The organism is Aliidiomarina soli (genome assembly GCF_003986975.1).
In the GTDB taxonomy this organism is placed as follows: domain Bacteria; phylum Pseudomonadota; class Gammaproteobacteria; order Enterobacterales; family Alteromonadaceae; genus Aliidiomarina; species Aliidiomarina soli.
Genome location: NZ_PIPO01000001.1, coordinates 336233 through 361126 on the forward strand (window position 1 = coordinate 336233; position 24894 = coordinate 361126).

28 protein-coding genes are annotated in these 24894 nt (G+C 52.3%); 25 read left to right on the forward strand and 3 right to left on the reverse strand.

What is annotated here, in order from left to right:
• Positions 1-77 precede the first annotated feature (77 nt).
• Positions 78-563, reverse strand: coding sequence for an FKBP-type peptidyl-prolyl cis-trans isomerase (locus CWE14_RS01635; RefSeq protein ID WP_126788177.1), 486 nt, complete (start codon positions 561-563; stop codon positions 78-80).
• A complete protein-coding gene (gene ygfZ / locus CWE14_RS01640) occupies positions 556-1443 on the reverse strand; it encodes a CAF17-like 4Fe-4S cluster assembly/insertion protein YgfZ (protein WP_198676512.1) in 888 nt (295 codons plus the stop codon). Before ygfZ ends, CWE14_RS01635 begins: the two co-directional genes overlap by 8 nt.
• Positions 1444-1653: 210 nt before the next feature.
• On the opposite strand from ygfZ, the gene CWE14_RS01645 reads away from it, so the two are divergent.
• Both CWE14_RS01645 and CWE14_RS01650 read left to right on the forward strand, forming a co-directional pair.
• Positions 1654-1926 carry an FAD assembly factor SdhE gene (locus tag CWE14_RS01645; RefSeq protein WP_126797776.1) on the forward strand — a complete coding sequence of 91 codons (273 nt, stop codon included), beginning with the start codon at positions 1654-1656 and terminating at the stop codon, positions 1924-1926.
• Entirely contained in the window at positions 1926-2375 is a 450-nt protein-coding gene (locus CWE14_RS01650; protein WP_338022816.1) for a protein YgfX, read from the forward strand. Before CWE14_RS01645 ends, CWE14_RS01650 begins: the two co-directional genes overlap by 1 nt.
• Here CWE14_RS01650 and nadB read toward each other — a convergent pair.
• Positions 2344-3948: an L-aspartate oxidase gene (gene nadB / locus CWE14_RS01655; protein WP_126797778.1), complete on the reverse strand. Its 1605-nt coding sequence runs from the start codon at positions 3946-3948 to the stop codon at positions 2344-2346. The two genes, CWE14_RS01650 and nadB, sit on opposite strands and share 32 nt — an antisense overlap.
• A 157-nt stretch (positions 3949-4105) precedes the next feature.
• On the opposite strand from nadB, the gene rpoE reads away from it, so the two are divergent.
• From rpoE to CWE14_RS01770, 23 genes are all read left to right on the forward strand, one after another.
• Positions 4106-4684, forward strand: a complete 579-nt coding sequence (rpoE, locus tag CWE14_RS01660) for an RNA polymerase sigma factor RpoE (RefSeq protein ID WP_126788172.1) — start codon at positions 4106-4108, stop codon at positions 4682-4684.
• An 18-nt stretch (positions 4685-4702) separates the two neighbouring features.
• Positions 4703-5314 carry a sigma-E factor negative regulatory protein gene (locus tag CWE14_RS01665; protein WP_126797779.1) on the forward strand — a complete coding sequence of 204 codons (612 nt, stop codon included), beginning with the start codon at positions 4703-4705 and terminating at the stop codon, positions 5312-5314.
• A 2-nt stretch (positions 5315-5316) separates the two neighbouring features.
• Positions 5317-6297, forward strand: a complete 981-nt coding sequence (locus tag CWE14_RS01670; protein WP_126797780.1) for a MucB/RseB C-terminal domain-containing protein — start codon at positions 5317-5319, stop codon at positions 6295-6297.
• Positions 6298-6307: 10 nt separating this feature from the next.
• Positions 6308-6748, forward strand: coding sequence for a SoxR reducing system RseC family protein (locus tag CWE14_RS01675; RefSeq protein WP_126797781.1), 441 nt, complete (start codon positions 6308-6310; stop codon positions 6746-6748).
• A gap of 122 nt (positions 6749-6870) precedes the next feature.
• On the forward strand, positions 6871-8688 hold the full coding sequence (gene lepA / locus CWE14_RS01680; protein ID WP_126797782.1) for a translation elongation factor 4: 1818 nt from the start codon (positions 6871-6873) through the stop codon (positions 8686-8688).
• Between the two features lie 18 nt (positions 8689-8706).
• The gene (lepB, locus tag CWE14_RS01685) at positions 8707-9627 is read left to right on the forward strand and encodes a signal peptidase I (RefSeq protein WP_126788168.1); all 921 of its coding nucleotides are present in this window, start codon (positions 8707-8709) and stop codon (positions 9625-9627) included.
• Positions 9624-10316, forward strand: coding sequence for a ribonuclease III (gene rnc / locus CWE14_RS01690; RefSeq protein ID WP_198675671.1), 693 nt, complete (start codon positions 9624-9626; stop codon positions 10314-10316). Before lepB ends, rnc begins: the two co-directional genes overlap by 4 nt.
• A complete protein-coding gene (era, locus tag CWE14_RS01695) occupies positions 10313-11212 on the forward strand; it encodes a GTPase Era (RefSeq protein ID WP_126797783.1) in 900 nt (299 codons plus the stop codon). Before rnc ends, era begins: the two co-directional genes overlap by 4 nt.
• A gap of 3 nt (positions 11213-11215) precedes the next feature.
• Positions 11216-11995 (forward strand): DNA repair protein RecO, encoded by a 780-nt coding sequence (gene recO / locus CWE14_RS01700; RefSeq protein WP_126797784.1) that lies wholly within the window; start codon positions 11216-11218, stop codon positions 11993-11995.
• A 14-nt stretch (positions 11996-12009) separates the two neighbouring features.
• Positions 12010-12738: a pyridoxine 5'-phosphate synthase gene (gene pdxJ / locus CWE14_RS01705; protein WP_126797785.1), complete on the forward strand. Its 729-nt coding sequence runs from the start codon at positions 12010-12012 to the stop codon at positions 12736-12738.
• A gap of 2 nt (positions 12739-12740) precedes the next feature.
• Entirely contained in the window at positions 12741-13118 is a 378-nt protein-coding gene (gene acpS, locus CWE14_RS01710) for a holo-ACP synthase (RefSeq protein ID WP_126797786.1), read from the forward strand.
• 72 nt (positions 13119-13190) lie between these two features.
• A complete protein-coding gene (gene relA, locus CWE14_RS01715; protein WP_126797787.1) occupies positions 13191-15389 on the forward strand; it encodes a GTP diphosphokinase in 2199 nt (732 codons plus the stop codon).
• A 19-nt stretch (positions 15390-15408) separates the two neighbouring features.
• Positions 15409-16218, forward strand: a complete 810-nt coding sequence (gene mazG, locus CWE14_RS01720; RefSeq protein ID WP_126797788.1) for a nucleoside triphosphate pyrophosphohydrolase — start codon at positions 15409-15411, stop codon at positions 16216-16218.
• A gap of 83 nt (positions 16219-16301) precedes the next feature.
• The gene (locus CWE14_RS01725) at positions 16302-17942 is read left to right on the forward strand and encodes a CTP synthase (protein ID WP_126797789.1); all 1641 of its coding nucleotides are present in this window, start codon (positions 16302-16304) and stop codon (positions 17940-17942) included.
• A gap of 14 nt (positions 17943-17956) precedes the next feature.
• Complete coding sequence (gene eno / locus CWE14_RS01730) at positions 17957-19252, forward strand: phosphopyruvate hydratase (RefSeq protein ID WP_126797790.1); 1296 nt, start codon at positions 17957-17959, stop codon at positions 19250-19252.
• 17 nt (positions 19253-19269) lie between these two features.
• A complete protein-coding gene (locus tag CWE14_RS01735) occupies positions 19270-19941 on the forward strand; it encodes a hypothetical protein (RefSeq protein ID WP_126797791.1) in 672 nt (223 codons plus the stop codon).
• A gap of 7 nt (positions 19942-19948) precedes the next feature.
• Positions 19949-20257 (forward strand): cell division protein FtsB, encoded by a 309-nt coding sequence (gene ftsB / locus CWE14_RS01740; protein ID WP_126797792.1) that lies wholly within the window; start codon positions 19949-19951, stop codon positions 20255-20257.
• A 24-nt stretch (positions 20258-20281) separates the two neighbouring features.
• On the forward strand, positions 20282-21004 hold the full coding sequence (ispD, locus tag CWE14_RS01745; RefSeq protein ID WP_126797793.1) for a 2-C-methyl-D-erythritol 4-phosphate cytidylyltransferase: 723 nt from the start codon (positions 20282-20284) through the stop codon (positions 21002-21004).
• A 32-nt stretch (positions 21005-21036) separates the two neighbouring features.
• On the forward strand, positions 21037-21528 hold the full coding sequence (ispF, locus tag CWE14_RS01750) for a 2-C-methyl-D-erythritol 2,4-cyclodiphosphate synthase (protein WP_275065549.1): 492 nt from the start codon (positions 21037-21039) through the stop codon (positions 21526-21528).
• Positions 21518-22570, forward strand: coding sequence for a tRNA pseudouridine(13) synthase TruD (gene truD / locus CWE14_RS01755; protein WP_126797795.1), 1053 nt, complete (start codon positions 21518-21520; stop codon positions 22568-22570). Before ispF ends, truD begins: the two co-directional genes overlap by 11 nt.
• Complete coding sequence (gene surE / locus CWE14_RS01760; protein WP_126797796.1) at positions 22571-23323, forward strand: 5'/3'-nucleotidase SurE; 753 nt, start codon at positions 22571-22573, stop codon at positions 23321-23323. It begins immediately after the preceding gene.
• The gene (locus CWE14_RS01765) at positions 23323-23961 is read left to right on the forward strand and encodes a protein-L-isoaspartate(D-aspartate) O-methyltransferase (RefSeq protein ID WP_126797797.1); all 639 of its coding nucleotides are present in this window, start codon (positions 23323-23325) and stop codon (positions 23959-23961) included. The genes surE and CWE14_RS01765 overlap by 1 nt, the downstream gene beginning before the upstream one ends.
• Positions 23962-23983: 22 nt before the next feature.
• A complete protein-coding gene (locus tag CWE14_RS01770) occupies positions 23984-24877 on the forward strand; it encodes a peptidoglycan DD-metalloendopeptidase family protein (RefSeq protein ID WP_241972290.1) in 894 nt (297 codons plus the stop codon).
• Positions 24878-24894 lie beyond the last annotated feature (17 nt).

Here is a 24894-nt window from a genome sequence, read left to right on the forward strand (position 1 = left end):
AAGCTCAAGGGCAATGCGATGGAACGCCCAACAAAAAAGGCACCTTTCGGTGCCTTTTCGTGGATGCGGGGAGCAGATTAGTGCTCAACGCCTCCTTTACCGTGAACGTGACCATGGTCAAGTTCTTCAGCTGTTGCTTCACGAACGTCTACTACTTCGACGTCGAAGCTCAGGTTAACGCCTGCCAGAGGGTGGTTACCGTCAACCGTTACAGTGTCGTCATTGACTTCGACGACAAGCACTGATTGCTCACCCTGGTCGGTGCTGGCACGGAACTGCATGCCAGGCTCAACTTCATTTTCGCCAAACATTTGACGAGGAACAGCCTGGATTAGGCCGTCGTGACGCTCACCGTAGGCTTCTTCTGCTGCTACGTCCGCTGAGAAAGTGTCGCCCGCGGTCTTGCCTTCCAATGCTTTTTCCAGGCCTGGGATCAACATGCCACGGCCAAAAATAAAGGCCAAAGGCTGTTCTTCGCTGGATTTGTCTAACACCTCACCTGCTGGGTTTTTTACAGCATAATGGATGGTTACGGCTTTATCTGCGGTTATTGCTTCACTCATTAGAAATTTCCTGGTTGTCGAATTTTGGGCGCGGGGTCAGTCGACTCGCTTCATCGCCCTTGATGCGAAGGGTTGCGTCATTTTCCAGATCAGCCGGCAGAACGGCTAATACAGCAACTTCGCCACTATCATAACGCACTGCGTTAAGAACTGCACCCGCACGGCGCCAGCTTTCACCTAGACTACGTTCTAAGTCGGCGCCTGCTGCGGGAATTTTATCTGCTGAGCCGACCAGGTAGCGGGCGGCTCGTTTATTCTGCCCAAGGTAATGCATGCGGGCGATGGTTTCCTGGCCGATATAACAGCCTTTTTTATAATTAATGCCAGCAAGTCGGTCGAGCCCGACCATTTGTGGCACAAACTGCTGTACGGTAGCGTCCGTCAGGCAGGCGATACCATGTTCAATCTCATAACGGAGCCAGGCTTCGTCGTCGATTTCAAGCTCATCAGTTGTGGCATCGTCATCGGTATCGATGCTAACCGGTCGGATACGCAGCTGTGCATCGCCTAAGCCGAGACTGAAGTGAGCATCATCTGCTGTCTCCAGTGCAAACAACGGCGAACTGACGGGGCTTAGTTCAACCTCAAATTCACCACTTTGCTCAGCTAATTCGACCTTGCTGAAGACACTGAATTTTTTTAGTTGCCCGAGTGAATGTTCAATACTCGCCCGCGGCATCAGCAGGTAGAAATTCCCTCCGCTGCGCCATAGGCGCATCACCGCCAGCAGTTTACCTTTGGCGTCACAATGGCCGGCATAGCTCCACTGTTCAGGCGGCAATTTCTGCACATCAGCAGTTAACTGGCCCTGAAGAAAACTTTCGGCGTCGGCGCCGCTGGCGACAACAACAGCAAGCTGACTAACGAGGTATGATTGCATAGCGTTATAGTTACCTTGAGTTAGCGTTAAGCTAACAGCCTGAATATAAGTTATATCCCGCACCGAAGCGCAACGATATTGCGTATACAGCTCTAGTTTGGGGCAAAAATCTGAATTACAAGCTGCAGGGGAAATTTTTCCCATGGTATCATGGCGACACAAAATAGCGTCCAAACCAGGCACCAGCCTGGAGTGACATGAGGAGTACCCATGGAGTACATCAAACAATCTGCCGATCTGTTGATTGACAAAAAACGCCTGCGTTGGGCCTGCCGTCGCGGCATGCTTGAGCTGGATGTGCTTTTTCTGCCCTTTGTTGAAGAGGCGTATGACGAGCTGTCAGATGAGCAGAAGGCCGTCTTTCGTCGCTTGATTACCTGCGATGATCCGGATTTGTTCGGCTGGTTCATGGGCCACCAGGTGTGTGAGGATGCAGAGCTGGATGGAATGGTTAAGCTGATGCTAAGTCGGGTTAAAGTCTAATGTGGAGCCTGCGCATTCAACCTTCGGTGATGCGCAGGCAACTTATTCTGGGGTGTGCCGCCGTGACCGCGTGTACAGCAGCCTGGGTTTTCTGGCGAAGCCTGCAGACTTGGTGGCTGGACTGGTTATGGTGCTGGCCTTTGCTGTTGGTAAGTGCATTCTGTTGCTGGCGACAAAGCAGTCAGCCGCAGTACAGCGACACCTTGCGCCTCAGCGAGCAGGGCCGTGGTTACTACGTCTCTGATGCGCAGCAGCGGTTGCAACTTAAACAGGGCTTACTGACACCTTTTGTGGTGTTTGTTCAATTCAGTTGCGAGCAACAGCCATTGCCGTGGCACTGGCTGTATCGGGATCAACTGGATAACGCTGCCTGGGCTCGCCTGCGCCGGGTCTGTCTGAATTGCCAGCAGCAGGGTGTTAAGCCTTATGGCCCGGGGCAACGACCGTAGGTTGTGGGTTGGGCTGTAAATCCGGATAGTCGAGATTATAGTGCAGGCCGCGGCTTTCCTTACGCTGCATAGCACTCATCACAATTAACTCTGCAACCTGAACCAGGTTGCGCAATTCCAGCAGGTTGTTAGAGACGCGGAAATTGGCATAATAGTCGTGGATTTCCTGCTGCAACAGTTCAATCCGCCGTGCTGCGCGTTCCAGCCTTTTATTGGTGCGCACAATTCCGACATAATCCCACATAAACAGGCGCAGTTCGTGCCAGTTGTGCTGAATAATGACTTCTTCATCTGAGTCTGTGACCTTGCTTTCATCCCAGGGGGCCAGCTCAGGGGGCCGCGTAACGGTGGCATGCTCCGTTAACATATGTTCTGCCGCCGCATGAGCAAACACAATGCACTCCAGCAATGAGTTGCTGGCCATACGGTTGGCGCCATGCAGACCGGTGTAAGCCACTTCACCAATGGCATAAAGCCCGGCCAGATCAGTCTGGGCATTTTTATCGGCCATCACCCCGCCACAGGTGTAATGTGCAGCTGGCACCACCGGCATGGCTTCCTTGGTAATATCGATGCCTAAATCGAGGCAACGCTGATAAATAGTGGGGAAGTGTTGCTTAACAAAATCACTGTCCTGATGCGAAATATCGAGGAACATGCAGTCGGCGCCAAGTCGTTTCATTTCGTAATCGATAGCACGGGCGACCACATCCCGAGGGGCCAGCTCATTGTCCGGGTGAAAGTCGGCCATAAACGCTGAGCCATCCGGGCGTTTCAATATCGCACCTTCGCCACGCAAGGCTTCGGTCAGCAGAAAGTTCTGTGCTCTGGGGTGGTACAAACAGGTCGGGTGAAACTGATTAAATTCCATGTTAGCGACCCGACAGCCCGCACGCCACGCCATAGCTATGCCATCGCCGGAGGCGACATCCGGGTTGCTGGTGTACTGATACACTTTACTCGCACCGCCTGTGGCAAGGGTCACAAAGGGTGCACTGATGGTGTAGACCAGCCGTTCTTCACGGCTCCAGGCATAGGCCCCAACACAACGGCGTTGGTTGCCTTCGCCGGCACTAATCAGGTCGATGGCGTTGTACCCTTCGAGCACTTTGATTCTGGGGTGGCGTTCGATCTGACTGATCAGGGTGGTTTGTACAGCGCGCCCGGTGGCGTCGGCCGCATGCAGAATGCGGCGATGGCTGTGACCGCCTTCACGGGTGAGGTGAAAACGGGCTTCACCTTTGGCATCGGTTTCCTGATCAAACGGAGTGCCAAGTTCTATCAGCCACTGCAAAGCGGTTTTGGCACGCGATGCGGTAAAGTGCACGACCTCGGCGTCACACAGGCCTGCGCCAGCTTTTAAGGTATCGTTGACATGAGATTCAATGCTATCATTTTCATCGAATACCGCTGCGATACCGCCTTGCGCATAGTAGGTCGAGCCCTCGACCAGAGGACCTTTACTCAGTACTATTACGTTTAGGTGTTGGGCAAGTTTAAGAGCCAGTGACAGGCCGGCAGCGCCGCTGCCGATAATCAGCGCATCGCATTGGAACGCGTGACGAGAGGTCATAGTATCCATAGACTGTTGTGAAGATTGAAAATGAATTTTACCCTTGTTCGTGCAGTAAATGCGAACTTTTTAAAAGGCTGTCGGTCTAGGTAGGTGACACGCAGCTCGAGCCAGTGCTACTTGTAGTACGAGCAAGGGAACGGGAGAGATGGCTCGGATGAGCGAACAGGACATAGATCAACAACTTGTAGAACGAGTACAACAAGGTGATCAGGCTGCGTTTGATATTCTGGTAAAGAAATATCAGCACAAGATCATGAGTTTGATTTCGCGTTACGTAAAGCAGCAAGGTGATGTGCCAGATGTAGCGCAGGAAGCATTCATTAAGGCGTATCGTGCGTTGCCGAACTTTCGTGGTGATAGCGCATTTTATACCTGGCTGTATCGTATTGCGGTGAATACCGCGAAAAATTACCTGGTATCGCGTGGTCGTAAGCCACCTGGTACCGATATTGATGCTCAGGATGCAGAGTTTCTGGATGACGGTCATGGTCTGAAGGACATTGCTTCACCTGAGAGTCAGATGTTATCTGATGAAATTAAAGCCGTGGTGCTCGACGCCATCAATGCCTTGCCAGATGACCTTAAGCAGGCAATTACCCTGAGGGAGCTGGATGGCATGGGGTATGAAGAGATAGCAGTCACCATGGATTGTCCGATTGGTACCGTACGTTCTCGTATTTTCAGAGCACGCGAGGCCATCGATAAAAAGTTAAAACCCCTTTTAGAAGGTTAAACTGTTGAGGAAACGCGTATGACTGACAAGCATAATGAACATCTGTCAGCACTGCTGGACGGTGAAGATGTTAATCATAGTTTGCTTGATCGCATGCTGAAAGACGACGAACAGAAGTCGACTCTACAGCGTTACCAGCTGGCAAGCTCTATTATTCGTAACGATGTGCAACCGGGTATGGCCATTGATATCTCGGCGGCCGTTGCCGCTCAGGTAGCCGCTGAACCAGCTCACCGCAAAGCTGTGGCAGCTACAGCCAAGGCTGGCTGGTGGAAACCTGCCGCAAATGATGCCTGGTGGCGCCCTGCAGCAAGCTTTGCGGTCGCCGCAAGTGTTGCGTTAGTGACGGTGATTGGGGTAACCAATTACCAGCTCGAACCGGGCAATGATATTCCACAATCTGGTTCGTCGCCGGTGTTTGAAACTGCCCCTTTTGATGGCATGGCAAACCCGGTGAGTTTTAATGCAACGGAAGCGCCTGCGTTACCATCCAGTGGTAGTGATCAGCGCCGTCAGATCCAATCATTCTTCCTTGATCATCAACAGCAGACTCAGTTAAGTCAGCAGGAACAGGAAGAAGCCGAGGACGCGGCGTCGCAAGACCTGATACCAGACAATAACGGACGGTAGTGATGAAACAAGCGGTACAGTATGCGCTCGCATGTCTGGCGTTGACGCTGAGCATGCACGCAGTGCAGGCACAGACAAGTAACCAGAGTGACAGTAGCGAGAGTGCACAGGGTGCCGCGTTATTTGACCGTATGCAGCAGGCGTTGCGTGAATTAAATTTCGATGCCTCGTTTGTGCATGTTCGCGGGCAACGTATTGAGCCCTACCGCTGGTTACACAGCCGTTCAGAGAACGGCAATGAAATTGAAGTTCTGGCTGCGCTTAACGGACCTGAATACCGTGCGCTGCGTCACAATAATCACGTTTCCTACTATCACTCGCTTGGTTCCCCTTATAGTTTGCGCGCAACCGTGCTTAATGGTCCGTTGCCCGCCGGTTTTTTTCAGCCCTTTGAAAAAATAGCAGGGGCCTATAACGTGATGGCTGTCGGTGGTGGCCGGGTGATGGACCGCGCCGCAGACCATATTCGGGTGATTGCCCGGGATCGTCAGCGTTATGGCTACTCGATCTGGGTTGACCGCGAAACTGGCATGTTATTGCGTACGGCAACCTTGTCAGTTCATGGCGATGTTCTGGAGCAGGTGCAGTTAACCACATTATTTACCAGTGACAGCTTTCTGGATAACTTACGCGACGTAAGCGAGGTGTCACGGCCACCTCTGGTTGATGACAACTCGAATCGACGGCCTCTTGCCCAGCAGTGGCAGATAGGCTGGTTGCCACAGGGGTTTGAGCTGATCCGTTCAAATAATCATCGTATGGCGGTAACCGGACAGCCAGTGGATTACTACCTCTATACTGATGGTCTGGCCAAATTGTCTATCTATATCAGCGCCCGCAATCAGGCGACTTCGGCGATGCAGATAGAAGGTGCCGAATCACTGCATTCGACTGAGCTTGGTGAGTACCAGGTGACAGTGGTTGGCGGAGTACCGGCTGAGACCGCACAACGAATTGCGCAGTCAGTTCGTACGCCGCGATGAGGGGCTCACAATGATCCGTGAAATAGGCACAGTCACCGCAGTCAACGGACGCAGCGTTGACATTCACACCCAGTTAAAAAGCGGCTGTTCCGGCTGTAGTAAACAAAATACCTGTGGTGCAGGCTTGTTATCGAAAGCGTTGCCAGGGCGGCGTGGGCATTTCAGTGTGATGACGGATGAGCCGCTAAGCCCGGGGCAGGACGTCGAGCTGCAGTTGCCGGAAGAGGCGCTGACTCGTTTCTCACTGGCGGTTTACATGTTGCCACTGCTGGCGTTATTTGCCGGCGCTGTGCTTGGGCAATGGTGGTTTGCGGACCATGAAGGTGGTTCCATCGGGCTCGGGTTTGCCGCATTTGCCTTTAGTTTTTACCTTCTTCGTCGTTATTTACGTCACAAAGATGTCAAAGTTCAGGCCTTATTACAGGTTAGAGGATTGTCGACGACGCCTTAAGCCTGCCGACTTTCGTTGTATGGATGGTGAAAAGCGAGTAAAATTTCGCGTTATCACTATTTCTGGCGCCCCCATGACTGGCGCCAGAGGAACGAATTCAGCGGTTCTATAACGAGGTTTGAATGAGCCAGCCAGGCATTGCCAAGAAGAATATTCGCAACTTTTCCATTATTGCCCACATTGACCACGGAAAATCGACACTGTCGGATCGTCTGATCCAGCATTGTGGTGGTCTGGCTGATCGCGAAATGGCAGAACAGGTGCTTGATTCGATGGATATCGAACGCGAGCGCGGTATCACCATCAAAGCGCAAAGCGTTACCTTGTATTACGACGCCAGAGACGGTGAGCGTTACCAGTTAAACTTTATCGACACTCCAGGTCACGTCGACTTTTCCTACGAAGTTTCACGCAGCCTCGCCGGTTGTGAAGGTGCCTTATTGGTCGTTGACGCGGCACAAGGGGTGGAAGCGCAAACGCTGGCAAACTGCTATACCGCGATCGAAATGGATCTGGAAGTAGTTCCGGTCCTGAATAAAATCGATTTGCCGCAGGCGGACGCGATGCGCGTGGCGCAGGAAATTGAAGACATTGTCGGTATTGAAGCAATCGATGCGGTGCAATGTTCAGCGAAAACCGGGATTGGCATTGAAGAGGTGCTGGAGCGCATTGTTACTCAGATCCCTTCACCGCAAGCCGAAGCAGATGACGATGCGCCTGTGCAGGCACTGATTATTGATTCCTGGTTTGATAACTATCAGGGCGTAGTATCGCTGGTGCGGATTAAGAAAGGTGTGTTACGTGCCGGTGACAAAATGAAAGTGATGAGTACCGGCCAGGTTCACCAGATTGACAAGGTTGGTATTTTTACCCCGAAACCCCTTGATACTGGGGTGCTGCATGCGGGTGAAGTTGGTTTCGTGATTGCTGGTATTAAAGATATTTTGGGTGCACCGGTCGGTGATACGCTGACCCTGGCGAAAACCCCGGCTGAAAAACAATTGCCTGGCTTTAAAAAAGTGAAGCCACAGGTTTACGCCGGTATGTTCCCGATCAGCTCAGACGATTATGAGAACATGCGCGATGCGTTAGGTAAGCTTAGCTTGAATGACGCGTCACTGTTCTATGAACCGGAAAACTCGACCGCGCTTGGTTTCGGTTTCCGCTGTGGCTTTCTTGGTATGCTGCACATGGAAATCATTCAGGAGCGCCTCGAGCGCGAATATGATATCGATCTGATTACCACGGCACCAACGGTGATTTATAAAGTTACTACCACCAAAGGTGTTGAAGTTAAAGTCGACAACCCCTCTGCGTTACCACCGGTAAACGATATTGATACGATTTACGAGCCGATTGTTGAAGCCAATATTCTGGTGCCGCAGGAGCATTTGGGTAATGTTATTACGCTGTGCGTGGAAAAACGCGGCGTACAAACCAAAATGGAGTACCATGGCAATCAGGTAGCATTAACCTACGAATTGCCGATGGCGGAAGTGGTCATGGATTTCTTTGACCGTCTGAAGTCAACCAGTCGTGGTTACGCCTCGCTGGATTACCAGTTTAAACGTTTTGAGCCGTCACACATGGTTCGCGTTGATATTATGATTAACGGCGATCGGGTTGATGCGCTGGCATTAATTACGCACCGTGATAACGCAGAATTTCGCGGTCGTGAAGTGGTCGACAAGATGCGTGAGCTGATCCCGCGGCAGATGTTTGATATTGCTATTCAGGCGGCGATTGGAAACCACATCATTGCTCGTAGTACGGTCAAACAATTACGCAAAAACGTTACCGCGAAGTGCTATGGTGGTGACGTAAGTCGGAAGAAAAAGCTGTTGCAGAAGCAGAAAGAAGGTAAGAAACGGATGAAGCAGGTAGGTAACGTGGAAGTTCCTCAGGAAGCGTTTCTTGCAGTGTTAAAAACTAGCAAGTAGGGCAACAAGGATGACAGTATGACTGTGTATTTTTCCATTTTTCTGGTTTTGCTGACGTTAGCAACTGGTATTATTTGGGCCATCGACCATTTTGTCTGGAAGCCAAAACGGAACGACAAAATAACCGCGCTGGAATCGCAAACCGGCACCCCATTTACGGATGACCAGAAAGACCAGGCGGCACCGCAGTCAAGCATTGCGGAGTTTGCTCAGGCGGCATTCCCGATCCTGGCGTTTGTACTGATCATGCGTTCGTTTATTTATGAGCCATTTCGTATTCCGTCCGGTTCGATGATGCCGACCTTGCTTGAAGGCGATTTCATTCTGGTGGAAAAATTCCGCTACGGCCTGCGCGATCCCGTGTGGCGCAATGAATTTATCGAAACAGGTCGCCCTGAGCGTGGTGATATTGCAGTCTTCAAGTATCCGGAAGAACCGGATGTGGACTATATTAAACGTGTGGTAGGCCTACCCGGTGACCGGGTTATTTACCGTGAAAAGAAGGTCTATGTGCAGCCAGCACAGTGTGAAGCGCCTTGCGAGGAACCAGAGATTCTGGTCGCCGAGCGGGAAATGCTGAGCCAGGGTGAGTTTTTTAAAGACCGTTACCCGCTTACCCGGTACCGCGAAGCACTGGATGGGCGCGAGCATGATATTTTGATTAACCATGCCAGCCGTCCGCATTTGGGCATTTATGCGCGTCAGGACGGAACCCGTGATGACGAGTGGATTGTGCCGGAAGGGCATTATTTCATGCTTGGCGATAACCGTGATAACTCCATTGACAGCCGCTTTTGGGGCTTTGTGCATGAGGATTTACTAGTCGGCCGGGCAACCTTTATCTGGATGAGTTTCGAATTTGACCGTGATCGTAATAGCTGGATGCCTGATTGGGTGCCCAGCAAGGTCCGTTTTGACCGTCTGGGAGGCATTGAGTGAGTTTAACGGCAACAGCCATTCGCCAGTTAAATAACGTTATTGGTTATGAATTTAAAGACGTCGCGCTGCTTAAGCGTGCGTTGACGCACCGCAGTGCATCGACCAAGCATTATGAACGACTCGAATTTCTTGGCGACTCCATTTTAAGCATGGTTATTGCCGAGGTCCTGTTTCAGCGCTTTACCAAGCAGGATGAAGGTGACTTGAGCCGGATGCGGGCTACGCTGGTTTGTGGCCCAACACTGGCGAAATTGGCGCAGCAGTTTGAACTGGGTGACCATTTACAGCTTGGTCCCGGCGAATTGAAAAGTGGTGGTTTTCGGCGTGAGTCTATTTTATCGGACGCGGTGGAAGGCATTATTGGTGCGGTCTATTTAGACAGTGATCTGGATACCTGCAAGGCAATGATCCTTAACTGGTTTGAGCCGATGCTAGAGACGATTAAGCCAGGCGTTAGCCAAAAAGATCCGAAAACCCGTTTGCAAGAACATTTACAGGCAAGGCAGTTGCCGTTGCCGTTGTATGAAGTGGTGGCCCGGCAAGGCCAGGCACACAATCAGAAGTTTACCGTGAGTTGCAGTTTTGACGGTCTCGAGACGCCTGTAAAAGGCACCGGGACCAGTCGCCGCAAAGCGGAGCAATCAGCGGCCAGTGCCGCACTGCAACAGATAGAAGGTAATGTATCATGACAGAAGACACACGCAGTGGTTTCGTCGCCATTGTCGGCCGCCCGAACGTGGGTAAATCGACCCTGCTGAACCAGATCCTCAAGCAGAAAATCAGTATTACCTCGAAAAAGGCCCAGACTACACGCCACCGTATTCTTGGTATTGAGACCGAGGGTCAGGATCAGGTGGTGTATGTTGATACCCCTGGCTTACACAGCGACGAGAAAAAGGCGATAAACCGTCTGATGAACCGTGCTGCAAGCTCATCAATAGGGGATGTTGACCTGGTACTTTTTGTGGTCGAGGCAACCACCTGGGGGGAAGAAGATGAAATGGTGCTGCAAAAAATCCGCCGCAGCCAGCGACCCGTGGTACTTATCCTCAATAAAATTGATCAGCTGAAAGACAAATCCAGCTTGTTGCCGCATATTCAGATGCTGAGCGAAAAGCACCCCTTTGCTGACATTCTGCCGATGATTGCCCGTTCTGGTGAGCATATTCCGGTACTAAAAAAGATTGTTAAAGGCTTTCTTCAGGAAGGCGTTCACATGTTCCCGGACGATTATGTTACCGACCGTTCAGTGCGTTTTATGGCGGCTGAAGCGGTGCGCGAAAAGCTGATGCGCTTAACCGGTGACGAGTTGCCTTATTCAACGACCGTTGAAGTGGAAAAATATGAGACCCATGAGTCCGGCACCACCCATATTCATGCCTTGATTCTGGTTGAACGGGATTCGCAAAAGCGCATGGTTATCGGCCAGGGCGGCTCGAAATTGAAAGAAGTGGGTCAACAGGCGCGACGCGATATTGAGAAATTGATTGGTGGCAAAGTTCACCTGAACTTGTGGGTCAAAGTGAAGTCCGGTTGGGCTGACGATGAACGCGCATTACGAAGCCTAGGGTACGGCGAGGACTAAAAGGTGCAGCCAGCTTATGTCCTGCACCGCTGGCCGTATCAGGAACATAGCCTGATCGTCGAGTTATTCAGTGCAGAGCAGGGCCGCGTTCGCGTGGTTGCACGCGGCGCAAGACGCAGTAAGAAAGGCCAGGCAGCGTTGCTGCAGCCGTTTCGTCTGTTGCAGGTTGAATGGCGGGGGCGCAGCGACTTAAAAACGCTGACCAGCGTCGACACCGGTGAATACGTCGCTAACCTGGCTGGCGACTATCTTTACTGCGGCTTTTATATCAATGAACTGCTGCAACGTTTAATGCCGGAACACGCGGCGATCCCCGCCTTATTTAATGATTATCAGCACACCATTGATTTGTTGCGTCAGGGGCTTCCCATGGAGCCTGTGCTGCGTAAATTTGAATGGCGACTGTTGTGCCACCTGGAACTCGAGTTTGACTGGCAGCATGAGGTTGAACAGGGCGAGCCGATGGTCGCTGACGGAGTGTATTACTTTCGTCCCGGTGAAGGCTTTGCACGGGTCTGGCACGGACGCGAACCGACACCCCATTTTAGCGGTGCAGATATTGCCCGTATGGCCGATTTTGCCTTGCAGGACCCGCAGCTTCTTAACCAGTTCAAGTTTGTGATGCGCAGAGCGCTGGGCGCCTATTTAGGCAACAAACCATTGCGCAGCCGCGAACTTTTCCAGGGTAAACCGGCGCCAGGCAACTCCGGAATAACGCTCGAAAGCAATGCCGGAACAGCATCCGCGGACGATCAAACAACCGATACTAACAGCAAAGAATAAGAGGAGCATGCAGCATGCAGGGACCTTTATTAGGGGTAAATATTGATCATGTAGCGACACTGCGTAATGCACGTGGGGTAGCCTATCCTGATCCGGTGCAGGCAGCTGCGGTAGCCGAGCAGGGCGGCGCAGATGGAATTACCATTCATTTGCGTGAAGACCGTCGCCACATTGTTGACCGCGACGTTGAGATGTTGGCAGAAACCCTGCAAACCCGAATGAATCTGGAAATGGCGATGACCGATGAAATGGTTGCCATTGCTTGCCGGGTGAAGCCGGTTTATGTGTGTCTGGTACCGGAAAAACGCGAGGAGCTGACCACGGAAGGCGGGCTCGATGTGGCCGGTCAAATTTCCCGTACCCGCGATGTGGTAACCCAACTTACTGAGGCGGGTATTCAGGTGAGTCTGTTTATCGATGCTGACACCCGTCAACTGGAAGCCGCACGTGAAGTGGGTGCGCCGCTGGTTGAACTGCATACAGGCCATTACGCCGAGGTCTCAGGTCAGGCTCAGCAGGATGCTCTGATGCAACTGAGAAAATCGGCACGTGAAGCGAAAGCGCTGGGACTGACAGTGAATGCCGGGCATGGTTTGCATTATCACAACACTGCGGAAATAGCGGCGATCCCTGAGTTTTATGAACTGAATATCGGCCATGCTATCGTAGCCCGTTCTGTATTTACCGGACTGGAGCAGGCGGTGCGGGAAATGAAACACATTCTGCAAAGTGCGCGAGCTTAACCATGAGTGTGCTTGGGATCGGGACCGACATTGTCAGCATTGAACGAATTGCTGGGTTACTGGAACGCAACCCGGCATTTGCTGAGCGGGTACTGACCCCGACAGAGCGTGCAACTTTTGCTGAACACCGCCAGCCGGTAGCCTTCCTGGCCAAACGTTGGGCGGCAAAGGAAGCGACAGCGAAAGCGCTGGGGACTGGCATTGGGGAGGTTTCCTTTCAGCATATCGAAGTCACCCGCTTGCCGAGTGGGCAACCTCAGTTGCAGTTGCATGGTGCTGCTCAGGCGCAGGCGACCGCCCTTGGGGCGACCCAATTTCACCTTTCCCTCAGCGATGAACGCGAATTTGCCATAGCTTACGTGGTTTTGTCTGCTATTTGATTGACAGGGCAGGCCTGATTTCGCACATTGTAGCTACGGCAGTCGCTTTTTCAGATAGCAGGTAGGAATAACATGGTTCAGGTTCGCAGTATTCACGTCGACAAAGGGGTTCAGCAGCAGGGTGGCTGGCTGGCCGCGATTAAACGTGACAAGGTGCGCGACAACCTGAAAGCGCTGGCCGCAGCGTTGCAACGCCTTCCGGCGATTGAACAAAATCCTTCATTGTTGGTTAAAGGCGAAGAAATGGTTGAGATCCTGGCCGATCTCAACCTTGATAAGCTGGGGTTGCAGGCGGCGTTGTGCCTGCCGGCGTTTGAAGATGCAGCCATAGACAACGACTGGCTGCACGAGCAGGGCGGTGACAAGCTGGTGGCGATGGTCGATACCGTGCATCAGATGCAGAGTATCAGTGAGTTGCAACACTTCCAGCACGGTAAACCCAATGCCGCTCAGATCGACACCGTGCGCCGCATGTTACTGGCGATGGTGGAAGATGTCCGCGCGGTGCTGATTAAGCTGGCCGAACGTATTTGCCAGCTGCGCTTACTAAAAAATGCCGATGAAGAAGAGCGTGTACTGGCGGCGAAAGAATGCAGTGAAATCTATGCGCCGCTGGCCAACCGTTTAGGCATAGGTCAGCTTAAATGGGAGTTGGAAGACCTCGCGTTTCGTTACCTGCACCCGCAAACCTACAAACAGATCGCCAAACAGCTGGACGAAAAACGTCTGCAGCGGGAAGCCTATATCGATGAGTTTGTCACCGATTTACAGACCCACCTTGATGCAGAGCACGTCGATGCGAGCGTCTATGGGCGGCCCAAACATATCTACAGCATCTGGCGCAAGATGCAAAAAAAGAACCTCGGTTTTGATGAACTGTTCGATATTCGGGCGGTGCGGGTTGTCACTCAGTCATTGAAAGACTGCTATGGCGCGCTTGGGGTGGTCCACACCAGATGGCGCCATCTGGCGTCGGAGTTTGATGACTATGTGGCGACCCCGAAAGCAAACGGCTACCAGTCTATTCATACGGTGGTGATTGGGCCGGAAAGTAAGAATGTCGAGATCCAGATCCGTTCAGAGCAAATGCACGATGACGCCGAGATGGGGGTCGCTGCGCACTGGGTGTATAAAGAAGGCGCCCCTGGCGGTCGAGGTCAGGGCTACGAGGAGCGCATTGCCTGGCTGCGTAAGCTGTTAGCCTGGCATGAAGACATGGCGGAAAACGAGGATCTGGTGCAGGAGATTCGCAGTCAGGTTTTCGAAGACCGGGTCTATGTGTTTACCCCAAAAGGGGACGTGATTGATTTACCGGCAGGCTCGACGCCGCTGGATTTTGCCTATTACATTCATAGTCAGGTTGGGCACCGTTGTATTGGTGCCAAGGTCGACGGACGCATTGTGCCTTTTACCTATCATCTGCAAAACGGTGAACGGGTTGAAATACTGACGCAGAAAGAACCTTCTCCGCGGCGTGACTGGATGAACCCGGGTTTGGGCTATCTCAATTCCGGGCGGGCGCGGACCAAAGTTGCCACCTATTTTAAAAAGCTCGACCGCGATAAACATATTCATGCGGGCAAAGAACTGCTTGATGCGGAGCTGGCCCGACAGAAGCTGACCATGGCCGATGCGGATAAAGCGGTGTCGCGCTTTAATATGACCCATCCCGATGACCTTCTGGCAGCAATTGGTGCCGGTGATATAGGGTTGCACCAGGTGGTCAATTACCTCAAGCCGCCGTCGGAAACCGAAGACCAGTCGGCCGAACAGGTGCTAAAAAAGGTCATAAAACGGAAAACCTCGAACAAAAAAGGCAAAGAAGGGGTTCAGGTTGAAGGAATAGGCAACCTGATGATGAGCTTTGCCCGCTGTTGTCAGCCGTTGCCGGGCGATCCCATTATGGGCTATGTGACCCAGGGGCGAGGCGTTTCGGTGCACCAGAAACATTGTGAACAACTGCAACAGCTTCTCGAGATAAGCCCTGAACGGGGAATTGACGTGCACTGGTCAGGTGGCACGCAACAACAATATGAAGCACGCATTGAAGTGCAGGCGATGGACCGCAGTGGTTTACTGCATGAAATTACCACCATTATGTCGAATGAAAAAGTGAACGTCAGCGAGGTTAATTCTAAACTGGACCCGCGATCGTCGCAGGTAAGCCTGCTGCTGACACTGTTTGTTCGCGACCACGACGAGCTGCAGCGTGTGCTGGGGCGTATTCGCCAGTTAACCGACGTTATCAGCGTCCAACGGATGCAGTTATAACAGACCTGAGGAAAGGGTAATGCAGGTATCAGTACCGACCGATTCATCTCCACTACAACGCTTGCTGCAGATTATGGCGGCGTTGCGCGACCCAGAGTCCGGCTGCCCCTGGGATCTAAAGCAGGATTTTGCCAGCATAGTGCCGCACACCATTGAGGAAGCCTATGAAGTAGCGGATGCCATTGCCAAGGGCGAACCGCAGGCGATTCAGGATGAACTGGGTGATTTGCTATTTCAGGTGGTTTTTTATGCTCAGTTGGGGCGTGAACAAGGCTGGTTTGGCTTCGATGACATCGCCGCCGGTGTCGGCGATAAACTGATTCGACGTCATCCCCATGTCTTTGCCACGGGCGCTGATGGCATGACCGCCGAGGCGGTTAAAGAGCAATGGGAAGCGATTAAACGCGAAGAACGCGCAGAAAAAGACGCCTCGGCGAGTGTATTTACCGATGTGCCGGCCAACTTACCGGCACTGCTGCAGGCAGTGAAAATTCAGAAGCGCTGCCGCAGTGTTGGTTTTGACTGGGACGATATTCGGCCAGTGCTGGATAAAGTGCGTGAAGAGGTCGATGAAGTCCAGGCTGAGCTTGATGCAGCGCAGTTGGATGAGGACAAACTGGCGGAAGAAATTGGCGATTTGCTATTTTCAGTGGTCAACCTGGCGCGCCATGCCAAAGTGAACCCGGAATCAGCGTTACGGGCTGCGAACCAGAAGTTTATTCATCGGTTTAACGCGGTGGAGCGCCAGGCGGAGGCCGCGCAACGTTCTCTGGCCGACTTTTCTTTAGTTGAATTAGAGACTTTCTGGCAGCTGGCGAAACAATCGTGATTGTTGCGGGTGCGGATAACGGGTATACTATTTCCCCGTCTTAAGTACTTTTCCTAAAAATTCCCTGACTCTACAGGTTATGCATGGCAACAAAATATATTTTCGTCACCGGCGGTGTTGTATCCTCGCTGGGAAAAGGTATTGCGGCGGCTTCTCTAGCAGCAATTCTCGAGGCCCGTGGCCTTAACGTTACAATCCTTAAACTGGACCCGTACATCAACGTGGATCCGGGCACAATGAGCCCGATTCAGCACGGTGAAGTATTCGTCACCGTCGACGGTGCTGAAACGGATCTGGACCTTGGTCACTACGAACGTTTTATTCGTACCCGCATGACCAAGAAAAACAACTTCACTACCGGACGTGTGTACGAAGATGTTTTGCGTCGTGAGCGCCGCGGAGACTTCCTTGGTGCAACCATTCAGGTTATTCCGCATATTACCAATGACATTAAGCGTCGTGTTATTGAAGGCGCTGAAGGCTACGATGTCGCGTTGGTTGAAATCGGTGGTACGGTTGGTGATATCGAATCGCAGCCGTTCCTTGAAGCGATTCGTCAGTTAGGCACTGAAATAGGCCGTGAGCGGGCGATGTTTATTCATCTGACGCTGGTGCCATTTTTGGGTGCCGCCGGCGAAGTTAAAACCAAACCTACTCAGCATTCGGTAAAAGAACTGCGCAGCATCGGTATTCAGCCTGATGTGCTGATTTGTCGTTCAGACCGCACCGTGCCTGCGAATGAGCGTTCTAAAATTGCGCTGTTCACCAATGTACAGGAACGCGCGGTTATTTCACTGAAAGACGTCGATAGCATCTACAAGATCCCGGCGATTCTGAAAGCGCAAGGGCTTGATGAGCTGGTGATCGAACGCTTCGGGATTAAATGCAAAGAAGCGGACCTGGCGGAATGGGAGCGAGTGTTATACCTCGAGTCGAATCCTAGTGGTGAAGTGACAGTTGGTTTCGTAGGTAAGTACGTCGAGTTGCCGGATGCCTACAAGTCGGTCAACGAAGCACTGGCTCACGCCGGCTTGCATAACCGTTTAACGGTTAATATCCGCTATATTGATTCTCAGGATATTGAAAGCAAGGGCTTAACCAAACTGGAAGGCTGTGATGCGATTCTGGTGCCGGGTGGCTTTGGTGGCCGCGGCATTGAGGGCAAGATCATGGCGGCCCGCTATGCCCGTGAGAACGACATTCCTTATTTGGGTATTTGCCTGGGTATGCAAATTGCGCTGATTGAATATGCGCGCGATGTAGCAGGTCTGGAAGGCGCGAACAGCTCAGAATTTGATGAACAGTCAGCGCATCCGGTGGTCGGCTTAATTACTGAATGGATGTCCGAAAGCGGACAGACCGAAATGCGTGATGAAGGCTCTGATCTGGGTGGCACAATGCGCTTAGGTGCACAAAGCTGTCACCTGATCGCCGGAACTAAGATCCATGAGATGTACGGCAGCGAATTGATTGAAGAGCGCCATCGCCATCGCTATGAGGTCAATAATAACTACCGTGACCAGCTTGAAAAAGCAGGTTTGGTGGTGTCTGGCCTGTCCCACGACAAACGTCTGGTGGAAGCGATTGAAGTTAAAGATCACCCTTGGTTTATTGCTGTTCAGTTCCATCCGGAATTTACCTCAACGCCTCGCGATGGGCACCCGCTATTTAGTGGCTTTATTGCAGCGGCTGGTGATTATCAGAAAAAACAACGTAGTAAATAAACAGGACGTTCAAGATGAGCAAGATTGTAAAAGTTATTGGTCGTGAAATTATGGACTCCCGCGGAAACCCGACGGTTGAGGCCGATGTTTACCTTGAATGCGGTGCGATGGGTCGGGCCTGTGCACCAAGCGGTGCCTCGACCGGCAGCCGTGAGGCACTGGAACTGCGCGATGCAGACGCAGGTCGTTACCTGGGTAAGGGCGTATTAAAAGCGGTGGCTAACATCAACGGTGCTATTGCCGAAGCATTGAAGGGTCATGATGCGATGCATCAACAGGCCATCGATGATGTGATGCTGAAGCTGGACGGTACTGATAACAAAGAAAAGTTAGGCGCTAATGCGATTCTCGCGGTGTCTCTGGCAGTTGCCAAAGCGGCAGCGATTAGCAGCAATACACCGTTGTACGCGCATATCGCCAAACTCTATGGTCAGCAAGATACCTATAGCATGCCGCTACCTATGATGAATATTGTCAACGGTGGCGAACATGCTGATAACAACGTCGATATTCAGGAATTCATGATCCAGCCCGTCGGCGCGAAGAACTTCGCCGAAGGCCTGCGCATGGGCGCTGAAATTTTCCATGCGTTGAAAGCGGTGTTGCGCAGCCGTGGTTTAAGCACAGCGGTCGGTGACGAAGGCGGCTTTGCACCGAACCTGGCGTCGAATGAAGAAGCACTGCAGGTAATTGTTGAAGCGGTTAAAAACGCAGGTTATCGGATGGGTGACGATGTCACGTTGGCGCTTGATTGTGCCGCGTCTGAGTTTTATCAGGATGGTGTCTACAACCTCAAAGGCGAGGGCAAGACCTTCAATGCTGAAGAGTTTGCAGATTACCTTGCTGGCTTGTGTGAACGCTACCCAATTATCTCAATTGAAGACGGTCTCGATGAAAGTGACTGGGCGGGCTGGAAAGTATTGACCGAGAAACTGGGCGATCGCGTACAGTTGGTCGGAGACGATTTGTTTGTGACCAATACGGCGATTCTAAAACGCGGTATCGATGAGAAAATCGGTAACTCGATCCTGATTAAGTTCAACCAGATTGGCAGCCTGACCGAAACCTTAAATGCGATTCGTATGGCGCAGGATGCGGGCTTTACCGCGGTTATTTCACATCGCTCTGGTGAAACAGAAGATGCCACTATCGCTGATCTGGCGGTGGGTACCAGTGCCGGGCAGATAAAAACCGGTAGTCTGTGTCGCTCAGATCGTGTTGCTAAGTACAACCAGTTGCTACGGATTGAAGGTGAATTGGGTAATGCCGCGCCTTATAACGGCCGTAGCGAAGTGAAGGCGGCCAGTTAGGCCACCCGGCACCAGTGATGAATCAAGCGGACTTTCTCTCCGGTTATGGGCAAAGCCAGTTTGCTGAGCTTTGCAATGCGCTGTATGAGCGGGAGCTGCATGATTTAAGCTGGAATGGGCCAGACAACGCGGGCTTTTTGAAGCGCCGTCTGGCCAGTCTGCCTTCGTATGTAAAGCGTGCCTCGCACGCTTTACTTCGTTTAGAGCAAACGCGTGTGCAGCAGCACCAGGACGGCGGCTACCAGGGTTTGTTGTTGGATGTGCAGAATGCCAGCTGGCAAGGCAAACAAGCCGCCCACGCACCAGCCAGGAAGCATCAGGGCGAGAAACTGCAACACTGGTTGCAAAAAAATGCTGCCCTGGGTCTGGTGATGCCGGTGCAGGTTGAACACCAGCAGCTACAAAGTGTGTACCTGGATAGCATTGATCAGTTAGATCTGGAGACCAGTGAAGCGGGCCGCGTGCATCTGAACCGCTATGGATGGTTCTCACTTGATGGTAGACCGTTAGATGAAGCCGGGGCGCTGTTACTGAAACCGACCAGGCAGAGCATGACGGCGGCCTGTTGCGGTCATCAGTGGTCGGTGGCTGGACGTAAGCTGCCGCGTACATTAAGCTTGCGTGAGGTGTTGCTGGCCACCACATTACAGTGGCCGCGTTTTACTCAGGTTGTCCCGTTACCTGCTTAGGTTGAATATGCGTTTATTAACTTTGATTACTCTTGCCTTGTTGCTGGCATTGCAATATCGGTTCTGGGCTGGTGACAATGGCCTGGCTGAATTGCACGCAATGCAACAGGATATAGAACGTCAGCAGGCGTCCAACGAGCAGCTGGAACAACGCAATCAGCTATTACGAGCTGACATCCACGACTTGCGCAATGCGCAGGAAGCAGTTGAAGAGTTCGCCCGCAATGAGCTGGGACTGATTAAAGAAGACGAGACGTTTTTTCGCCTGGTTCGTTTGCAGCCCGATGAATCGTTGCAACCCGTTAATACCAATTAACTCCCCGCACTGAGCAGCATTATAATGACGACCCGACAAACCCCGGCGACATCCTATATCGCAGTGGTTCCGGCTGCCGGTATTGGTAGCCGAATGCAGTTGGAACAGCCTAAGCAGTACCTGCAACTGGCTGGGAAAACGATTCTTGAACACAGCATCGCGACTTTGCTCGCTGAGCCTCGCATTCAAGCGGTGGTAGTGGCCCTGCACGCCGATGATGATCAGTTCAGCCAACTTCCGCTGGCTCAGGACCCGCGCCTGCATACCGTCGTTGGCGGTGCCAGCAGAGCCAGTTCAGTAACCTCCGCTTTGCGCTATCTGGTGCAACACTGGCCGCATGCACATGCCGTGGTGCATGATGCGGCCCGGCCTTGCTTACAAGGTTCTGATCTGGCCTGCTTACTGGATACGGCGGCTGAGTATCCCGACGACGGAGCGCTGCTGGCGTATTCGGTGCGCGATACGATGAAGCGCAGTACGGTGCAACAACGGGTTCTGCAAACCGTGTCACGGGAGCATCTGTGGCATGCGTTAACGCCCCAGGTATTTTCAGCGACAGCATTGCTCGAGGTGTTACTAAAAGCCGAACTGGCAAAAGTTGAGATCACGGATGAAGCCTCTGCGATGGAATGGGCCGGGGGGCAGCCACATTTGGTTAGTGGGCGGTCGAGTAATATTAAAGTAACGCAACCTGACGACTTGGAATTTGTCGATCTATGGCTGCAACAATTCATTGGTAACCAGTAATCGTTTACCATCTGTAAGGTTTACTCAGTATGATGAGAATTGGTCAGGGCTTTGACGTTCATAAATTTGGTGGGGATGGCCCTGTATATTTAGGCGGCGTGGCGATTGAGCATGCACGCGGTTTGCTTGCGCATTCCGACGGTGACGTGCTGCTGCATGCGCTGTGTGATGCATTGCTCGGTGCGTTAGCCATGGGTGATATCGGTCATTTATTTCCGGATACCGATCCGGCTTACAAAGGGGCTGACAGCAAAGAACTGACCCGCGAGGTTTACCGTCGGGTGCAGGAGGCCGGTTATCAGCTGGTCAATGCTGATGTTACCGTGATGGCCGAAGTTCCCAAATTAAAACCGCATAACCTGGCGATACGCCAGTCGATTTGTGCCTTACTGGACTGTGCAGTGGATGCAGTGAGTGTGAAGGCGACGACAACTGAAAAACTTGGTTTCACCGGCCGTGAGGAAGGCATTGCCTGCTCTGCGGTGGTGCTCCTGGAAAAAATGGCGCTGCCTGATGACAATTAATTTTGATTTTGCCTATGCCGGTGGCGCGGCTCCGACCGCCCACGCATTGTTTAAACAGCAACCTGACGACTTTCAGGTGCGTGAAGTATTGGGTTTTGAGATTGAAGACGACCCGAAAGGTCAGCACCATTGGCTGTGGATCGAGAAAAGCGGTGCCAACACTGACTTTGTTGCCAAACAGCTAGCCCGCTTTGTTGATGTTCCGGCTCGTGAAGTGAGCTATTCCGGGATCAAAGATCGACAGGCACGGACCTGGCAATGGTTTTCGGTGCAGTTACCGGCGACTCGAGAAGTGGACTGGTCGGCACTGGTTGATGACGAATTTCGTATTGTTGAGGTCAAGCGTTGTGGGCGAAAGCTACGCCGCGGCAGCCACCAGAGCAATGAATTTGTCATCACCCTGCGCGATGTGTCAGATGCGGAGGCGGTCAACGAGGCATTGCAGCAGGTGAAGACGCAGGGGGCGCCGCATTATTTTGGCGAACAGCGTTTTGGCCATCAGGGCAATAATATTAGCAAGGCGCTGACCATGTTCGCTGGTAAGCGGATCAAAGACAGAAACCTGCGCAGCCTTTTAATTTCAGCGGCACGCTCCTATATATTTAACCATTATCTTAGCGAGCGGATCCGGCAGGGCATGTTACAAACGCCAATAGAGGGCGACGTGATGACGTTGCGCGGCAGCCACTCTTATTTTATTGCCGATGAACTCGATGATGCGTTACTGCAACGTTTTAGCGAAGGCGATATTGATATTGGCGGGCCATTATGGGGCCGTGGCGAGCGGCTCAGTCAGGCAAGCGCAGCAGACTTTGAGCAGCAGGCATTGATCGCGATGAGTGAATTGCAGGATGGCCTGGAAAAAGCAGGTTTAAAGCAGGAACGGCGGCCCTTGCGAGTCGTGCCGGCCGGGTTGCAGTGGCAGTGGTCAGGCGCGGATTGCGAAGTGCGCATGAACCTTCCAGCGGGCGCGTACGCCACCAGTGTCTTGCGTGAAGTCGCACAATTACGCTCAGCCCCCGTTAGCACAGGAGATGAATAGGTGAAAATACTCTTAAGTAATGACGATGGCGTGCGTGCGCCGGGTATTACGGTACTTTATAAAGCACTCAGTGAGATTGCAGATGTTCGCGTGATCGCACCGGAGCGCAACTGCAGTGGTGCCAGCAATTCATTGACCTTGCATGACCCGCTGCGGGTTGAACAACTTGAAAATGGTTTTATTTCGGTCAATGGGACGCCCACAGACTGTGTTCATTTAGGCACGAATTCGCCATTAGCGGAGATCCCTGATCTGGTCGTTTCAGGTATTAACGATGCGCCGAATATGGGTGACGATGTACTCTATTCCGGCACCGTTGCTGCGGCGACAGAGGGCCGTTTTATGGGCTTGCCGGCGATTGCGGTTTCGATGGGGGCGCCGGGTCATGACTACTACGAAACGGCAGCAAAAGTGGTCACTGATTTAGTCCTGCGTTTGCAGCAGAAACCGCTAAGCGCGGACTTTGTGCTCAACGTCAACGTGCCATATTGCAGCTTAAAAGGGATAAAAGGGACGCGGATTACCCGTCTTGGCCGTCGCCACCGCGCCGAAGGTATGGTTCGTGGGACTGACCCGCGGGGCCGCGAATTATTCTGGTATGGGCCAGTAGGCCAGCACCAGGATGATGGGCCGGATACCGACTTTGCTGCGATTCGCGACCACTATGTTTCGATTACACCATTGACCGTGGATATGACTGCGCCAGTGACTCAACAAGACAACGTCAGGGATTGGTTAACAAACGATTTATGATGGTAACAAACTTTCAAGGGGTCGCCCGCCGTTTAACCGAGCAGTTGCGCGCACTGGGTATTGACGATGAACAGGTACTGAAAGTCATTGAGCAGACGCCGCGGCATGCCTTTATGCCCGAATCGCTGGCACATAAAGCGTACGAGAATACGGCACTGCCGATTGGCAACGGGCAAACTATCTCACAGCCTTATATGGTTGCGGTGATGACCAGCGTACTGACCAAAGCAGGGGCTCGCAGCGTGCTTGAAATTGGTACCGGCTCCGGCTATCAGACTGCGGTTCTGGCGGCATTGGTCGATCAGGTTTACAGTGTCGAACGGATCTCACATTTGCAGTATCAGGCGAAACGTCGCTTTAAGCAGCTCGACTTGCACAACGTGCGCACCCGACTTGGCGATGGGTGGCAGGGCTGGGCCTCTAAGGCACCGTTTGATGGCATCATTGTCACTGCGGCGGCGGCCCGCATTCCGGAAGCCTTGCTCCACCAGTTGTCGCCGCAACATGGGGTGATGGTGATTCCAGTCGGTGAAGAACGGCAGCGTCTGTTAGTGATCGAACGAGACGGGGACGATTTCAGTTATCGGGAACTGGAAGACGTTCGCTTTGTCCCTTTAATTGAAGGTGACACTGAATAGTGTCATCCATTACGAGAAAAAGGTGATCAGACTGAGGGCAACGCTGTTTTTTTCAATTTTTGCCATGGTAACGCTGAGTGGATGCGCTCAGCGTGGTGAGCCTGCGCCAGTAGACGCTGTCTACCAGGGGCGCACGGTGCACGACTTTGCCCGTGGCTCACTCAGTAGTAACACCTATCAGGTGCAGCGTGGTGACACCTTGTACTCGATTGCTTTTCGCGCTGAAATGGATTTACGCGATGTCGCACGTTTGAATAGTTTGCAGGAGCCGTATCAAATTTTTCCAGGTCAGGTGCTGCGCCTTGACCGACAAGCTGCGTCCCGCCCGGTCGCGACTGCTCAGTCAGCGGGTCGCCAGACAACCAATAGTTCGAATAGTAGTAGTGAGCGTAAAAATAGCGTTAATAATGATCTAAACGGCTCCGTTGCCAGTAATATCGAACAGGAGTATGGTGAAAATCGAACAGTACAGCAAAATAATGCCGCTCAACGTTCGTCTTCTTCAGCTCAAACGCCTTCACGGCAAATGGCTGAAAATGGTGATATTGAATGGCAGTGGCCTTCACAAGGGCGCATTGTACAGCGATTTTCAACCAACCGACCCGGCGCCAATGGGATTCAATTTGCAGGACTTAAAGGCGATCCGGTGACAGCCGCGGCAGCGGGTAAAGTGGTTTATGTTGGGAGTGCTTTGCGTGGATTTGGCCGCTTAATCATTCTGAAACATAACGATGATTATATAACGGCATATGCTCACAATGATGAACTCATGGTTGAGGAACAACAATGGGTCTCAGCAGGGCAACAAATAGCCACAATGGGTGATTCAGACGCGGACGATGTTCGTTTACGCTTCGAGTTACGCTATCAAGGCAGTTCGGTTAACCCTGAGCAGTATTTACCGAGGTCTCGCTAGCGCTGTCATCCGGTCTC